Raw genomic sequence first — 13,979 nt, 5'->3', positions numbered from 1 at the left:
GCGAAGTAACGGAGAGTAAAAATGAAAGTTCGTGCTTCCGTCAAGAAATTATGTCGTAACTGCAAAGTTGTTAAGCGTAACGGTGTCGTTCGCGTAATCTGCAGCGCCGAGCCGAAGCATAAACAGCGTCAAGGCTGATTATCTCGCATATTTTTCTTGCAAAGTTGGGTTGAGCTGGCTAGATTAGCCAGCCAATCTTTTGTATGTAAGCTGCATCACTATTTGAGTATCCTGAAAACGGGCTTTTCAGAATGGTGTTGCCGTATATAAATAGTAGGAGTGCATAGTGGCCCGTATAGCAGGCATTAACATTCCTGATCAGAAACATACCGTAATCGCGTTAACCTCGATCTACGGCATCGGTAAAACCCGTTCACAGGCTATCTGTGCTGCGTCTGGTATTGCCGAAAATGTTAAGATCAGAGAGCTGTCTGAAGAGCAAATCGAATTGCTGCGTGACGAAGTCGCCAAGTTCGTTGTTGAAGGTGATCTGCGTCGTGAAGTCACCCTGAGCATCAAGCGTCTTATGGACCTTGGAACTTATCGTGGTTTACGCCATCGTCGTGGTCTTCCAGTACGCGGTCAGCGTACCAAGACTAACGCACGTACCCGTAAGGGTCCGCGTAAACCGATCAAGAAATAATCGGGGTGATTGAATAAATGGCAAAGGCACCTGTTCGTACACGCAAGCGTGTAAGAAAACAAGTCTCTGACGGCGTGGCTCATATCCATGCGTCTTTCAACAACACCATTGTGACTATTACCGATCGTCAGGGTAATGCTTTGGGTTGGGCAACAGCTGGTGGTTCCGGTTTCCGTGGTTCCCGTAAATCAACTCCGTTCGCAGCTCAGGTTGCAGCAGAGCGCTGTGCAGATGCAGTGAAAGAGTACGGTATCAAGAATCTGGAAGTTATGGTTAAAGGACCTGGTCCTGGTCGTGAGTCTACTATCCGCGCGTTAAACGCGGCTGGTTTCCGCATCACTAATATTACTGATGTGACTCCTATCCCTCATAACGGTTGTCGTCCGCCGAAAAAGCGTCGCGTATAACGCTGCTTTTAGGATTGTTGGAGAGAGAAAATGGCAAGATATTTGGGTCCTAAGCTCAAGCTTAGCCGTCGTGAGGGCACAGATTTATTCCTTAAATCTGGTGTTCGCGCGATCGATACCAAGTGTAAGATTGATCAAGCTCCTGGTCAGCACGGTGCGCGTAAACCGCGTCTGTCTGACTATGGCGTGCAGTTACGTGAAAAGCAAAAAGTTCGCCGTACCTACGGTGTTCTGGAGCGTCAGTTCCGTAACTACTACCAAGAAGCAGCCCGCCTGAAGGGCAACACCGGTGAAAACCTGTTGCAACTTCTGGAAGGTCGTCTGGATAACGTTGTTTACCGTATGGGCTTCGGCGCTACGCGTGCAGAGTCACGTCAGCTGGTTAGCCATAAAGCTGTTATGGTAAACGGTCGCGTTGTCAACATCGCTTCTTATCAGGTATCTCCGAATGACGTTGTCAGCATCCGTGAGAAAGCTAAAAAGCAATCTCGCGTGAAGGCCGCTTTGGAGTTGGCTGAACAGCGTGAAAAGCCGACTTGGCTTGAAGTTGATGCTGCTAAGATGGAAGGTCAGTTCAAACGTAATCCTGAACGTACCGATCTGTCAGCTGACATTAACGAACACCTGATCGTCGAGCTTTACTCCAAGTAAAGCTTAGTACCAAAGAGAGGACACAATGCAGGGTTCTGTGACAGAGTTTCTAAAACCGCGCCTGGTAGATATCGAGCAAGTCAGTTCGACGCACGCCAAGGTGACCCTTGAGCCATTAGAGCGTGGCTTTGGCCATACTTTAGGCAACGCACTGCGCCGTATTCTGCTTTCATCCATGCCGGGTTGCGCGGTGACCGAGGTTGAGATTGATGGTGTACTGCATGAGTACAGCACCAAAGAAGGCGTACAGGAAGATATCCTGGAAATCCTGCTCAACCTGAAAGGGCTGGCGGTGAGAGTTCAAGGGAAAGATGAAGTTATTCTTACCCTGAATAAGTCTGGCATTGGCCCTGTGACTGCAGCCGACATTACCCATGATGGTGATGTCGAAATCGTCAAGCCGCAACACGTTATCTGCCACCTGACTGATGAAAACGCTGCTATCAGCATGCGTATCAAAGTTCAGCGCGGCCGTGGTTATGTGCCGGCGTCTGCCCGAATTCATTCGGAAGAAGATGAGCGCCCAATTGGTCGTCTGTTAGTAGATGCATGCTACAGCCCTGTAGAGCGTATTGCCTACAATGTTGAAGCAGCGCGTGTAGAACAGCGTACTGATTTGGACAAGCTGGTTATCGAAATGGAAACCAACGGTACGATCGATCCTGAAGAGGCGATCCGTCGTGCGGCAACCATTCTTGCTGAACAACTTGAAGCTTTTGTTGATTTACGTGATGTACGTCAACCAGAAGTCAAAGAAGAGAAGCCGGAGTTCGATCCAATCCTGCTGCGCCCTGTTGACGATCTGGAATTGACTGTCCGCTCTGCTAACTGCCTCAAAGCAGAAGCAATCCACTACATCGGTGATCTGGTACAGCGTACCGAAGTTGAGCTTCTTAAGACGCCTAACTTAGGTAAAAAATCTCTTACTGAGATTAAAGACGTACTTGCTTCCCGTGGTTTGTCTCTGGGCATGCGCCTGGAAAACTGGCCACCGGCAAGTATTGCTGACGAGTAACCGGATCACAGGTTAAGGTTTTACTGAGAAGGATAAGGTCATGCGCCATCGTAAGAGTGGTCGTCAACTGAACCGTAACAGCAGCCACCGACAGGCTATGTTCCGTAACATGGCCGGCTCTTTGGTTCGTCATGAAATAATCAAGACGACCCTGCCGAAAGCGAAAGAGCTGCGTCGCGTTGTTGAGCCGCTGATTACTCTTGCCAAGACCGACAACGTTGCAAATCGTCGTCTGGCATTCGCCCGTACTCGTGATAACGAGATCGTGGCAAAACTGTTTAATGAACTGGGCCCGCGTTTCGCGAGCCGTGCCGGTGGTTACACTCGTATTCTGAAGTGTGGTTTCCGTGCAGGCGACAATGCGCCGATGGCATACATCGAGCTCGTTGATCGTGCAGAGTCAAAAGCAGAAGTAGCAACTGCTGAATAATCTGTAGATGCATGAAAAGACCGGGCCTAAGTGCCCGGTTTTTTTACGCCTGAATTTTGATACACCGCAATGCAACCGATCCGGTCACCGCTATTTCCCTCTTTACGTCCATCGCGCTATGCTAGTTCCCGTACCCGTCAAAGTTTGAAGGAGACCCTATGTTTCTCAGTGACCAATGGGCAGAAAGACAGATCCTTGATGCACAAAGCAGAGGTGAGTTCGACAACCTTCCCGGTGCCGGCGCTCCTTTGGTGCTGGATGACGACAGTGGTGTTCCCAGGGAGCTGCGCGTTGCTTATCGTATCCTCAAAAATGCGGGATATGTCCCCGCAGCGATTCAGGACCGAAAAGAGGCATTGGACCTCCAGACGTTGTTGGAGCAGGTTGCCGAGGGGTCTGACGATCATGTTCAGGCTGAAAAGCGTTTAAAGGTTCTCAGGCTACGGCTACAGCAGGCAGGGATGAATACTGACTTCCTGGACGACAGGCTTTACCGTGAAAAGCTACAGAATCACCTGAATGGAGCATAATATGTATAAGATTGGTGAATTAGCCAAGCTTGCTGACGTGACGCCCGATACCATTCGCTATTATGAAAAACAGGGCATGATGTCGCTCGGTGAACGTAGCGAAGCGGGTTATCGTCTTTACACCGAAAACTGTCTTCAGAGGCTGCGCTTCATTCGCTATGCGAAAACGATCGGCTTCACGTTGGAGACGATCGGTGAGTTATTGTCGATCCGTATCGATCCGGCGCATCATACCTGCCAGGAATCCAAATCGATCGTTGATAGCCGTCTCGCCGAGGTTGAACATAAGCTGACTGAACTAATCCGCATGCGTGATTCACTGCAGCGTCTCAGTGCAGCCTGTTGTGGCGGCGAACACTCGAGTCGCAGTTGTTCTATCATTGAGGCGCTCGAAAATGGAGCCAGTGGGGATATTGCAAAACGGTAAAATTGGGCATAAATTTGTCATCGCAGCCACGGTGCTGCAGTTCAATCACACAAAGAGGTCAACATGAGCGATTATCAACATAAGAAAGGTGTTATTCAAGACAACGCCGTTCAGGCATTGCTGCACGATCCGCTGTTCCGTCAACGAGTAGAAAAGAATCTGAAAGGAAAAGGCAGCTATAGTCGGAAAGATAAAAAAGGTAAGGCAGCAAGCTGGGAGGGCAGTCTTAACGGTTTTACGGCAATGGCCGCATAAAATCGTTAAAACTGCTCTTCCCGTTCAAGCAATAAAAAAGCCATCGACATGCGATGGCTTTTTAGTTTTTATTCGTTATTTAAAGCTTAGGCGTCTGCTGGTCTTTCAGCAAATCACGAATTTCGGTAAGTAATACGACGTCGTCAGCAGGTTTGGCCGGCGCTGCTTCTTCTTTCTTACGCATTTTGTTCATGAGTGAAATGGCAATAAAGATAGCTAATGCAACAATCAGGAAGTCAAAAATGTTCTGAATAAAGATACCGTAATGCATTACGACGGCGGGCGTCGTTCCTACAGCATCGCGGAGTACCCACTGGAAGGATTTGAAATCAACCCCACCAATCAGCAGACCCAGCGGAGGCATAATGATGTCGGCAACCAAAGATGAAACAATTTTGCCAAATGCTGCACCGATGATTACACCGACTGCCAAGTCTACAACGTTGCCGCGCATGGCAAATTCACGAAACTCTTTCAAAAAACTCATAAACTAACTCCTTGGCAAATCCATATTTATGTCAGTCAAAGTAAAGACTATTTGGAGCCAATCCGCTACCAAAGTTAACGATAAATGCTTATTTAGTTGATAAATTTCACTTAAGTAAACTGTTTACAGGAAGAATGGACTCGGCTGGAACAGTCTTTCCACATCACGAACGAATTTTTTATCGGTGATGAACATCACCACATGATCACCCTGCTGAATGCGGGTTGTTCCATTAGCGATGATAACCTCATTGCCGCGAACCACGGCACCGATGGTGGTACCCGGTGGCAGTTTAATCTGTTCAACCGTGCGGCCTACCACTTTAGACGTGCTCTCATCACCGTGAGCAATCGCCTCAATGGCTTCAGCCACACCGCGGCGCAGGGATGAAACGCTGACAATATCGGCTTTGCGTACGTGGCCCAGCAGGGCGGAAATCGTGGCCTGCTGCGGTGAAATAGCAATATCGATAACGCTGCCCTGAACCAGATCAACGTAGGCGCTGCGCTGAATCAGCACCATTGCCTTCTTGGCCCCCATGCGTTTTGCCAACATCGCCGACATGATGTTTGCCTCGTCATCGTTGGTGATGGCGATGAAAACGTCCACCTGCTCAACGTGCTCTTCAGCCAACAGTTCCTGGTCAGAAGCATCGCCGTAGAACACGATGGTATCCTGTAGCAGCTCCGCCAGCTCGGCCGCGCGCTGTTGATCGCGCTCGATAAGTTTCACGCTGTAATTCTTCTCGAGGCGACGTGCAAGACCTGCACCGACGTTACCGCCGCCGACAATCATGATGCGTTTATAGGGTTTTTCGAGGCGCTGAAGCTCGCTCATTACTGCACGGATATGCTGCGAAGCGGCAACGAAAAATACTTCATCACCGGCCTCGATAATGGTCGACCCTTGAGGACGAATCGGACGGTCCTGACGAAATATCGCCGCAACGCGTGTATCGATATGCGGCATATGTTCGCGCATCGCCGACAGCGCGCTGCCAACCAGCGGTCCACCATAATAGGCTTTTACTGCTGCGATACTGACCTTGCCTTCGGCAAAGTTAACCACCTGTAGCGCACCCGGATATTCGATAAGCTTGTAGATGTAGTCAATGACTAGCTGTTCTGGCGAAATCAGGTGATCAATGGGCACCGCTTCAGGCTGGAAAAGCTTCTCTGACTCGCGAATGTATTCGGGAGAGCGTATGCGCGCAATACGATTAGGCGTGTTAAACAACGAATAGGCTATCTGGCAGGCCACCATATTGGTTTCATCCGAATTGGTGACCGCGATCAGCATATCGGCATCTTCTGCACCCGCTTCACGCAGCACCCGCGGATGGGATCCGTGCCCCTGAACGACGCGCAGATCGAACTTGTCCTGCAGCTGGCGCAGACGCGTTGTATTGGTATCAACGATAGTGATGTCGTTGTTTTCACCCACCAGATTTTCCGCGAGCGTACCGCCAACCTGGCCAGCACCGAGAATTATTATTTTCATAGCACTCTCTGTATTGCCTTAAATGTCGTCAAGGGCCGTCGAAAAGACGTTAGCCTTTAATCAGCTTAGCGTAATAGAAGCCATCGCCACTCTGCGCATCAGGAAGATTCTGCCGCCCCGGTTGATTGAGACTGCCGGTTTCTACCAGTTGCGCATCGGGGTGCAGTTTAAGGAACGCGGAAATCTGCTCGCTATTTTCATCCGGCAGGATGGAGCAGGTGGCATAAACCAGCACGCCACCTGACTTTAGGCATGGCCAGATAGCTTCAAGAATTTCTGCCTGCAGGCGAGCCAGTTCGGCGATATCGCTGTCGCGACGGAGCCATTTGATATCCGGATGACGGCGAATGACGCCGGTCGCGGAGCAGGGCGCATCGAGCAGAATTTTGTCAAAGGTTTTTCCGGTCGCCCAGACGTGTGGCTCACGCCCGTCACCTTGCTTAACTTCGGCATGCAGGCCGAGGCGTTGCAGGTTTTCATGTACACGAAGGAGACGCTTTTCATCGACGTCGACCGCGAGAACGTGCGCTTTGGGGGCAGCTTCAAGGATATGCGTGGTTTTTCCGCCCGGTGCGCAGCAAAGATCGAGGATTGACTCACCGTCTTTAGGAGAGAGCAGGCTAACGCTTCCTTGTGCCGACGCATCCTGCACGGTAACCCAGCCTTGTTCGAAGCCCGGCAGCGCAGTGACGGCGCACGGCGTTTCCAGACGCAGCGCGTCGGGATATTCAGGATGGGGATGCGCTTCGATGCCGGCTTCGATCAGCAGGGCAAGATAAGCCTCGCGGGTATGATGCTGACGGTTTACGCGCAGCCACATTGGCGGACGCTGATTGTTGGCATCAACAATATGCTGCCACTGGTCAGGGTAGGCATTTTTAATACGCTTCAATAACCAGCTTGGATGCAGATAACGGTTGTCAGTATTCTCGACGCGCTGCATCAGATCAACCTGCTGACGCTGGAACTGACGAAGCACGCCATTTATCAGGCCTTTGAGCTGAGGACGCTTCAGCGCCACGGCGCCTTCAACGGTCTCTGCCAACACGGCATGTGCAGGAATGCGGGTATGCAGCATCTGGTATAGACCGACCATCAGCAGGTAGTGCAGCGTACGCTGTTTCCCAGTCAAGGGTTTTGCCATCAGCTGTTGCAGGCACCATTCGAGCTGAGGCAATACGCGCAATGTGCCAAAACACAGTTCTTGCAACAGCGCTCTGTCTTTATCTGCGATGCTTTTTTGCAAACCCGGCAGCACGGTCGACAGCGACTGGCCCTGATCCAAAACCTGGCTTATGGCTTTTGCAGCAATGCTGCGGAGGTTATATGCGTTTTTCATAGTTAAAAAAGCTGACCTCAGTCAGCATACCGACCGTAGCCAGCATAAATAAAGAGAAGAAGAGTACAGAACCCGGCATCCAGATGGTAAAGATGATGCCGGGTGGCGTTGTTAGTTTAAAATCGTGCCTGGCGTGAACCATTCACTGCGTGAATTCAGCAGATCCTGAGCAGACATCGGTTTTTTACCCGCAGGCTGGAGCTGGGTAATGTTCAGCACGCCCTGCGCAGTGGCAATCTGAATACCTTTTTTGTCAGCCGCCAGGACAGTGCCCGGCTTAGCTGCGCTGTTATTGCTATCGATAACCTGCGCTTGCCAGACTTTTACCGGCTGCTCTTCGATAACAAAATAGCTCACCGGCCACGGATTAAAGGCGCGGACACAGCGTTCGAGCTGCTCTGCACCGAGGGACCAATCCAGACGGGCCTCTTCTTTGCTCAGCTTTTCGGCGTAGGTCACTAATGACTCGTCCTGAACTTCAGGCTTGGACGTACCCTGTTCGAGCTGCGTCAGGGTATGCAGCATGCCCTGTGGGCCGAGGTCTGCCAGTTTGCCATACAGCGAGGCGCTAGTATCTTCTGCCTCAATTGGGCAGTGAATCTTGTAGAGCATGTCGCCGGTATCAAGCCCGACGTCCATCTGCATGATAGTGACACCCGTTTCGGCATCACCGGCCCACAGCGAACGCTGGATAGGTGCCGCGCCGCGCCAACGAGGCAGCAGAGAACCGTGCACGTTGATACAGCCAAGCTTCGGCATCGCCAGTACGGCCTTAGGCAGAATTAACCCATAGGCAACGACTACCATCACATCGGCCTGCAGAGAGGCGACACACTGCTGGCTCTCTTCAGGGCGCAGTGATTTAGGCTGAAATACCGGGAGGTCGTGCTGCAAGGCCAGTGTCTTAACCGGGCTTGGCGTTAGCTTGTTTCCCCGTCCTGCCGGGCGGTCGGGCTGAGTGAAAACGCCAACGATTTGGTGCTCAGAAGTTAAAAGCGCGTCAAGATGACGCGCTGCAAAATCAGGTGTACCGGCGAAAATTATCCGCAAAGTCCGTGTCCTGTAATGAGTAGCCAGTAGCGCATGGCCAGAAATCTGACCTGCAATGACACAACGCAGCGCGCAGCGATTAGCCGCGAGCGTTGAGTTTTGCCAGTTTTTCCATCTTCTGACGGATACGCTGACGCTTCAGAGGCGATAAATAATCAACGAACAGTTTACCAACCAGGTGGTCCATCTCGTGCTGGATACAGATAGCCAGCAGTTCATCGGCTTCAAGCTCAAAGCTCTTGCCGTTGCGGTCGAGCGCACGGATCTTAACGTTGGCCGCACGAGGGACCAGACCGCGCTGATCGGGAATAGACAGGCAGCCTTCTTCGATACCCGTTTCACCGCTTTGCTCAAGCAGTTCAGGGTTGATTAGCACAAGCTGTTGGCTCTTATCATCAGTCACATCAATAACGATGATGCGCTGGTGGATGTTAACCTGAGTCGCGGCCAGCCCGATGCCTTCTTCGGCATACATGGTTTCAAACATATCATCCACGATCTGCTGAATTTCGGCGTTAACTTCTTTGACTGGTTTAGCAACAATGCGCAGCCTGTCGTCTGGGAAATGCAATATTTGTAATACGGACATAAATCTCTGGATCTTTATTCAAAGGATTGACGATATATAATCTCTATTCTAGACATTTCCGGCTCTGATTGACAGCATCGTCTATCAATTGAGCAAAGCGCCAGCACGGCGTTTAACGGGAAATAATCAACATGGCACAGCGGGAAGTGTGGCTCAGGTTGTCTGAGGTAAAAGGGCTAGGTGTCATGAGGTTATGTCAACTGGCCGACTGTTTGGCAGAAACTCCCCGGCACACGCCTGCCTTGCTTCGTTCGCTGGGGCTGACCGAGGCTCAGATAAGCGCTTTTTTCCATCCTCGTTCGTTAGATATTAGCGCTTCCCTGCGATGGGCCGAGCGGGAAGGCCATCATCTCGTTGCGCTTAATAGCCCCGCTTATCCCTCTTTGCTTAAACAGATTGCCTCACCGCCAAGGCTGCTTTACGTCAAAGGCCCGCCAGAGTTGCTCGCTTCACCGCAGCTGGCGATGGTCGGCAGCCGTAACTGCAGTCATTACGGCGAACATTGGGCGCAATACTTTGCTGCACGACTGGTTAACAGCGGTTTCACCCTTACCAGCGGGCTGGCGATGGGTATTGACGGAAATGGGTATTGACGGAATCTGTCATCGCGCAACGCTTGAAGCACAGGGGAAAACGGTCGCGGTGCTTGGAAACGGGTTGCAGCATGTTCATCCCCGTTGCCACATCCCGCTGGCGGAACGCATTCTGGAAAACGGGGGCGTGCTGGTTTCTGAATTTTCCCTTGAGACACCGCCACTGCCGCATAACTTCCCGCGGCGTAATCGCATTATCAGCGGCCTGAGCGTCGGCGTGCTGATTGTCGAAGCCTCTTTGCGCAGTGGTTCACTGATTACTGCACGCTGTGCGCTTGAGCAGGGAAGGGAAGTGTTTGCACTGCCGGGCTCAGTGGATAATCCCAATAGTGAGGGCGCACATTGGCTTATCAAGCAGGGGGCATATCTGGTGACAGACCCACTCGATATTGCCGAGCATATTGGTAGCGGTCTGACCTGGCTTAGCGTCGAGAATTCGTCATTTTTTGGCAATCCGAGCCTTATAAGAGAAAAAATTGCCCCTGACGCAAATATTTGTGCGGAAGATACCGAAGTTGAATTGCCATTTGTCGATGTGTTGGCTAACGTAGGATATGAGGTGACACCTGTTGACGTCGTCGCCGAACGTGCCGGCCAACCTGTGCCAGTCGTTGCAGGACAACTGCTCGAACTGGAGTTAGCAGGATGGATCGCAGCTGTATCCGGCGGCTATGTCCGAATTAGGAGGGCAGGCCATGTTCGACGTACTAATGTACTTATTTGAAACTTACATTCACAACGAAGCGGAGATGAGTGTCGACCAAGATAGGCTAACAGATGATTTAACCGAAGCTGGATTTCACCGAACCGATATCCACAACGCGTTAAATTGGCTTGAAAAACTTGCTGATCTGCAAGAGGGCGGTACACCATCGCATATGCTGGATGCAGACCCTTTTGCTCTGAGAGTTTATACCGATGAAGAAATGAGTCGATTAGACGTCAGCTGCCGGGGATTCCTGCTATTTCTGGAACAGATTAAGGTGTTGAATGTCGATACCAGGGAGATGGTCGTCGATCGTGTTATGGCTCTGGATACCGACGAGTTCGATCTTGAAGATCTGAAATGGGTCGTGTTGATGGTTCTCTTCAATATTCCAGGATATGAAAGTGCTTATCAGCAAATGGAAGAGCTGCTATTTGATGTTAATGAAGGTTATCTGCATTAGAGCGTTCTGATTCAGGTAACGGGTAAAACACAGAGTATGACGAAAGCAACGCTTTTTGCTGGGAAGCAAAATGAAATCTGTCCGGAATGCGGGGCCGATTTGGTGATCCGTAGTGGTCGCCACGGCCCTTTTCTCGGCTGCTCCAATTATCCTGAATGCCAGCATATTCGCCCGCTAAAAGCTCAGGCCGATGGACACATCGTTAAAATCCTTGATGGTCAACACTGCCCTAAATGTCAGGCGACTCTGGTACTACGACAGGGACGATTCGGCATGTTTATTGGCTGCTCCGAATATCCGGAATGTGACCATATAGAAGTTATCGATAAACCTGAAGAGACTACCGTGCCTTGCCCGCAGTGCTTTCAGGGGCATTTGTTGCAGCGTAAATCGCGGTTCGGCAAAGCGTTTCACGCCTGCAACCGTTATCCCGACTGCCAGTTTGTTATTAATAACAAGCCGGTCGCGGGGAGCTGTGAGTTCTGCCAGTATCCATTATTAATGGAAAAGAAAACGGCGCAGGGCATTAAACTCTTTTGTGCCAGTAAGCTTTGCGGCAAAGCCGTAGTGACAATAGATTGAAAACGATATGAATAAAGAAAATGAACTCAATTTGCCTGTCATCTTGCAGGCATTAAAAAACCAGCAGGTTATCGCCTATCCTACCGAAGCCGTATTTGGCCTGGGGTGCGATCCTGATAGTGAATACGCCGTCGAGGCACTTTTGGCTCTTAAACAGAGGCCGAGAGAAAAGGGCCTGATCCTCATTGCCGACAGCTACGAGCAACTCTTACCTTATATCGATGACTCTCAGCTGAGCGCCGAAAGACGCGAGCAGATCTTTGCCACCTGGCCAGGCCCGGTGACTTGGGTCATGCCTGCCAAGCCTGATACACCGCAATGGCTCACCGGACGCTTCAGCTCGCTTGCCGTCCGCGTTAGCGATCATCCTTTAGTAAAACAACTGTGTCGCCAGTATGGTAAACCTCTGGTTTCAACCAGTGCGAATCTCAGCGCTCAGCCCCCTTGCCGCACGGCAGATGCCGTTAAGCAGCAGTTTGGGCCAGACTTCCCGGTATTGGAGGGGCTCGTCGGTGGGCGCGAAAATCCGTCTGAAATCAAAGACGCTGCCACCGGCGAACTTATACGTCAAGGTTAAGGAAAGCTGTCATGTCATCTTTTGCTGTATTCGGTAATCCAATCAGTCATAGCAAATCACCGCGCATTCACGCTCTCTTTGCGGAGCAGACAGGGATAGCACACCAGTACGGTACCGTCCTGGCGCCGCATGAAGAGTTTGAAGAAACGCTGCGCGGCTTTTTTGCCAATGGCGCAAAAGGTGCGAACATTACTGTTCCATTTAAGGAACGCGCGTTTGCCGAGTCGGATGAGCTATCGGACCGCGCTGCACTAAGTGGTGCAGTCAACACACTGAAGAAGCTTGATGATGGCAGACTGCTTGGCGATAACACCGACGGCATCGGCATGATTAGCGATCTTCAGCGTCTGGGGATGCTCAAGTCAGGCGACCGCGTTCTGCTGGTAGGCGCAGGCGGCGCGGCGCGCGGCGTTATTCTCCCGTTGCTGGACTTCGGTTGCCGCGTTGTTGTGACTAACCGCACCTTCGAGCGTGCTCAGCACCTGCATACAATTTTCGAAGCCAAAGGCGATATCAATGCCATTGCGCTGGCAGACCTAGGCGGCGAATCGTTTGATTTGGTTATCAACGCGACCGCATCCGGGATTAAAGGCGAGGTGCCTGCCGTGCCTTCATCAGTCATCACACCGCAAACCCGCATTTACGATATGTTCTATCAGGCTGGCCCAACGCCGTTCATTGCCTGGGCAAAACAGCACGGTGCGGAGCAAACGGCCGATGGTTTAGGGATGCTGGTGGGGCAAGCCGCACATGCTTTCAATTTATGGCATGGTGTGATGCCGGAAATTGAACCTGTATTAGCGCAGTTGAAGCAGGATTTGGCAGGATAATTCATCAGGGGATCGTTTGCCGATCCCCTGGGTAATAAGAAGGGGGCTACTTGTCTTCTCCAGACAGGTATTCATCCTTCCATTTAACGTAGTTGTTTGATGAGTAGGTAAGCCCCGCGATTTCTGCCGCCGTTAGCTCGCGAATCTGTTTAACCGGGCTGCCCAGATAAAGATAGCCGCTCTCCAGTCTTTTCCCCGGCGGTACCAGACTGCCAGCACCAATCATCACGTCATCTTCTATTACTGCGCCATCGAGAACAATCGATCCCATCCCGACCAGCACCCTGTTACCTACCGTGCAGCCGTGCAGCATTGCCTTATGTCCTACCGTCACATCTTCCCCAATAATAAGAGGGAAGCCCTCGGCATTGTGAGTCGACTGATGCGTCACATGCAGTACGCTGCCGTCCTGGATATTGCTACGACAGCCAATCACTACGTTATTCACGTCCCCTCGAATAGCAACCAACGGCCAAATGCTGACGTCATCTGCCAGATCCACATCACCAATCACCACGCTGGTGGGATCAACCATCACTCTTTCGCCCAGTTTTGGGCGCATTCCTTTATATGAACGTAAAAAGTCAGACATCTTTATCCCTCTTATGAGAACGATCGCTTCTGGCAATATAGTCTTTGGATCAATGAATACAAAGTTTTGCCCCACAGGATCGTTGATAAAACCGCCTCATTGCACAAGAACTCCACGAAAGGAGCGAAAAACAGGCAGTCGGAATTAAAAGATCAAAAAACACTTGTGGAATAAATCGGGATCCCTATAATGCCGCTCCATCGACAGGGAACAACGCAGCAGCAACGCGGTGTGAACAAGTCGGAAAGAATTAAAAATGATGATGACCGCGAAAATAAACGGTTGACATCAAATGAGGAAAGCGTAATATACG

Annotated in this window: 19 protein-coding genes and 1 pseudogene; 14 read left to right on the top strand and 6 right to left on the bottom strand. The window is 51.0% G+C overall.

The window, feature by feature from the left end; all coding sequences use genetic code 11:
* Positions 1–21 precede the first annotated feature (21 nt).
* The 9 genes from rpmJ (at position 22) to BS640_RS20925 (ending at position 4,358) form a co-directional block, all read left to right on the top strand.
* Positions 22–138 (top strand): 50S ribosomal protein L36, encoded by a 117-nt coding sequence (gene rpmJ / locus BS640_RS20965; protein ID WP_017493620.1) that lies wholly within the window; start codon positions 22–24, stop codon positions 136–138.
* A gap of 148 nt (positions 139–286) precedes the next feature.
* Positions 287–643, top strand: a complete 357-nt coding sequence (gene rpsM / locus BS640_RS20960; protein ID WP_017493621.1) for a 30S ribosomal protein S13 — start codon at positions 287–289, stop codon at positions 641–643.
* 17 nt (positions 644–660) lie between these two features.
* Positions 661–1,050 carry a 30S ribosomal protein S11 gene (rpsK, locus tag BS640_RS20955; protein WP_004929731.1) on the top strand — a complete coding sequence of 130 codons (390 nt, stop codon included), beginning with the start codon at positions 661–663 and terminating at the stop codon, positions 1,048–1,050.
* Positions 1,051–1,080: 30 nt separating this feature from the next.
* Complete coding sequence (gene rpsD / locus BS640_RS20950) at positions 1,081–1,701, top strand: 30S ribosomal protein S4 (protein WP_017493622.1); 621 nt, start codon at positions 1,081–1,083, stop codon at positions 1,699–1,701.
* Between the two features lie 25 nt (positions 1,702–1,726).
* Positions 1,727–2,716, top strand: a complete 990-nt coding sequence (locus tag BS640_RS20945; protein ID WP_002919219.1) for a DNA-directed RNA polymerase subunit alpha — start codon at positions 1,727–1,729, stop codon at positions 2,714–2,716.
* 40 nt (positions 2,717–2,756) lie between these two features.
* Positions 2,757–3,146 carry a 50S ribosomal protein L17 gene (rplQ, locus tag BS640_RS20940; RefSeq protein ID WP_013573706.1) on the top strand — a complete coding sequence of 130 codons (390 nt, stop codon included), beginning with the start codon at positions 2,757–2,759 and terminating at the stop codon, positions 3,144–3,146.
* A gap of 158 nt (positions 3,147–3,304) precedes the next feature.
* Positions 3,305–3,676 carry a DnaJ family domain-containing protein gene (locus BS640_RS20935; RefSeq protein WP_084913268.1) on the top strand — a complete coding sequence of 124 codons (372 nt, stop codon included), beginning with the start codon at positions 3,305–3,307 and terminating at the stop codon, positions 3,674–3,676.
* Between the two features lies 1 nt (position 3,677).
* The gene (gene zntR, locus BS640_RS20930; protein ID WP_017493624.1) at positions 3,678–4,103 is read left to right on the top strand and encodes a Zn(2+)-responsive transcriptional regulator; all 426 of its coding nucleotides are present in this window, start codon (positions 3,678–3,680) and stop codon (positions 4,101–4,103) included.
* 63 nt (positions 4,104–4,166) lie between these two features.
* Positions 4,167–4,358, top strand: coding sequence for an alternative ribosome-rescue factor A (locus BS640_RS20925; protein WP_017493625.1), 192 nt, complete (start codon positions 4,167–4,169; stop codon positions 4,356–4,358).
* 79 nt (positions 4,359–4,437) lie between these two features.
* Here BS640_RS20925 and mscL read toward each other — a convergent pair whose 3' ends face one another.
* From mscL to def, 5 genes are all read right to left on the bottom strand, one after another.
* Entirely contained in the window at positions 4,438–4,845 is a 408-nt protein-coding gene (gene mscL / locus BS640_RS20920) for a large-conductance mechanosensitive channel protein MscL (RefSeq protein ID WP_084913267.1), read from the bottom strand.
* A 123-nt stretch (positions 4,846–4,968) separates the two neighbouring features.
* Positions 4,969–6,345 (bottom strand): Trk system potassium transporter TrkA, encoded by a 1,377-nt coding sequence (gene trkA / locus BS640_RS20915; protein WP_017493628.1) that lies wholly within the window; start codon positions 6,343–6,345, stop codon positions 4,969–4,971.
* A gap of 49 nt (positions 6,346–6,394) precedes the next feature.
* Positions 6,395–7,684 (bottom strand): 16S rRNA (cytosine(967)-C(5))-methyltransferase RsmB, encoded by a 1,290-nt coding sequence (gene rsmB / locus BS640_RS20910; RefSeq protein ID WP_017493629.1) that lies wholly within the window; start codon positions 7,682–7,684, stop codon positions 6,395–6,397.
* Between the two features lie 111 nt (positions 7,685–7,795).
* A complete protein-coding gene (gene fmt / locus BS640_RS20905; RefSeq protein WP_192504428.1) occupies positions 7,796–8,761 on the bottom strand; it encodes a methionyl-tRNA formyltransferase in 966 nt (321 codons plus the stop codon).
* Between the two features lie 52 nt (positions 8,762–8,813).
* Positions 8,814–9,323, bottom strand: a complete 510-nt coding sequence (gene def, locus BS640_RS20900; RefSeq protein ID WP_017493631.1) for a peptide deformylase — start codon at positions 9,321–9,323, stop codon at positions 8,814–8,816.
* A gap of 131 nt (positions 9,324–9,454) precedes the next feature.
* Here def and dprA point away from each other — a divergent pair.
* The 5 genes and pseudogenes from dprA to aroE all read left to right on the top strand — a co-directional run bounded on the left by dprA (position 9,455) and on the right by aroE (position 13,074).
* Positions 9,455–10,640: pseudogene (dprA, locus tag BS640_RS20895) on the top strand (DNA-protecting protein DprA).
* The gene (locus tag BS640_RS20890; protein ID WP_017493633.1) at positions 10,612–11,085 is read left to right on the top strand and encodes a DUF494 family protein; all 474 of its coding nucleotides are present in this window, start codon (positions 10,612–10,614) and stop codon (positions 11,083–11,085) included. The pseudogene dprA and the gene BS640_RS20890 overlap by 29 nt, the downstream one beginning before the upstream one ends.
* Before the next feature lie 36 nt (positions 11,086–11,121).
* Complete coding sequence (locus BS640_RS20885) at positions 11,122–11,667, top strand: DNA topoisomerase family protein (protein ID WP_017493634.1); 546 nt, start codon at positions 11,122–11,124, stop codon at positions 11,665–11,667.
* 7 nt (positions 11,668–11,674) lie between these two features.
* Positions 11,675–12,244 carry an L-threonylcarbamoyladenylate synthase type 1 TsaC gene (gene tsaC / locus BS640_RS20880; protein WP_017493635.1) on the top strand — a complete coding sequence of 190 codons (570 nt, stop codon included), beginning with the start codon at positions 11,675–11,677 and terminating at the stop codon, positions 12,242–12,244.
* An 11-nt stretch (positions 12,245–12,255) separates the two neighbouring features.
* On the top strand, positions 12,256–13,074 hold the full coding sequence (gene aroE / locus BS640_RS20875) for a shikimate dehydrogenase (protein ID WP_084913266.1): 819 nt from the start codon (positions 12,256–12,258) through the stop codon (positions 13,072–13,074).
* Positions 13,075–13,120: 46 nt separating this feature from the next.
* On the opposite strand, the gene BS640_RS20870 is transcribed toward aroE, so the two are convergent.
* Positions 13,121–13,666, bottom strand: a complete 546-nt coding sequence (locus BS640_RS20870) for a gamma carbonic anhydrase family protein (RefSeq protein ID WP_017493637.1) — start codon at positions 13,664–13,666, stop codon at positions 13,121–13,123.
* Positions 13,667–13,979 lie beyond the last annotated feature (313 nt).

This window comes from Rouxiella badensis, from assembly GCF_002093665.1.
GTDB classification, from domain to species: Bacteria; Pseudomonadota; Gammaproteobacteria; order Enterobacterales; family Enterobacteriaceae; genus Rouxiella; species Rouxiella badensis.
Note: the sequence above shows the minus strand (reverse complement) of the source record. Positions and strands in the feature narration are given on the sequence as shown.

What these genes read in the sequence shown, in the direction of transcription:
- rplQ (WP_013573706.1), top strand. Translation starts at nt 2,757, where the DNA reads ATGCGCCATCGTAAGAGTGGTCGTCAACTGAACCGTAACAGCAGCCAC.
- rsmB (WP_017493629.1), bottom strand. Translation starts at nt 7,684, where the DNA reads ATGAAAAACGCATATAACCTCCGCAGCATTGCTGCAAAAGCCATAAGC.
- BS640_RS20870 (WP_017493637.1), bottom strand. Translation starts at nt 13,666, where the DNA reads ATGTCTGACTTTTTACGTTCATATAAAGGAATGCGCCCAAAACTGGGC.
- rpsD (WP_017493622.1), top strand. Translation starts at nt 1,081, where the DNA reads ATGGCAAGATATTTGGGTCCTAAGCTCAAGCTTAGCCGTCGTGAGGGC.
- trkA (WP_017493628.1), bottom strand. Translation starts at nt 6,345, where the DNA reads ATGAAAATAATAATTCTCGGTGCTGGCCAGGTTGGCGGTACGCTCGCG.
- tsaC (WP_017493635.1), top strand. Translation starts at nt 11,675, where the DNA reads ATGAATAAAGAAAATGAACTCAATTTGCCTGTCATCTTGCAGGCATTA.
- rpsK (WP_004929731.1), top strand. Translation starts at nt 661, where the DNA reads ATGGCAAAGGCACCTGTTCGTACACGCAAGCGTGTAAGAAAACAAGTC.
- def (WP_017493631.1), bottom strand. Translation starts at nt 9,323, where the DNA reads ATGTCCGTATTACAAATATTGCATTTCCCAGACGACAGGCTGCGCATT.
- BS640_RS20945 (WP_002919219.1), top strand. Translation starts at nt 1,727, where the DNA reads ATGCAGGGTTCTGTGACAGAGTTTCTAAAACCGCGCCTGGTAGATATC.
- BS640_RS20885 (WP_017493634.1), top strand. Translation starts at nt 11,122, where the DNA reads ATGACGAAAGCAACGCTTTTTGCTGGGAAGCAAAATGAAATCTGTCCG.
- zntR (WP_017493624.1), top strand. Translation starts at nt 3,678, where the DNA reads ATGTATAAGATTGGTGAATTAGCCAAGCTTGCTGACGTGACGCCCGAT.
- BS640_RS20935 (WP_084913268.1), top strand. Translation starts at nt 3,305, where the DNA reads ATGTTTCTCAGTGACCAATGGGCAGAAAGACAGATCCTTGATGCACAA.
- rpmJ (WP_017493620.1), top strand. Translation starts at nt 22, where the DNA reads ATGAAAGTTCGTGCTTCCGTCAAGAAATTATGTCGTAACTGCAAAGTT.
- BS640_RS20890 (WP_017493633.1), top strand. Translation starts at nt 10,612, where the DNA reads ATGTTCGACGTACTAATGTACTTATTTGAAACTTACATTCACAACGAA.
- aroE (WP_084913266.1), top strand. Translation starts at nt 12,256, where the DNA reads ATGTCATCTTTTGCTGTATTCGGTAATCCAATCAGTCATAGCAAATCA.
- mscL (WP_084913267.1), bottom strand. Translation starts at nt 4,845, where the DNA reads ATGAGTTTTTTGAAAGAGTTTCGTGAATTTGCCATGCGCGGCAACGTT.
- BS640_RS20925 (WP_017493625.1), top strand. Translation starts at nt 4,167, where the DNA reads ATGAGCGATTATCAACATAAGAAAGGTGTTATTCAAGACAACGCCGTT.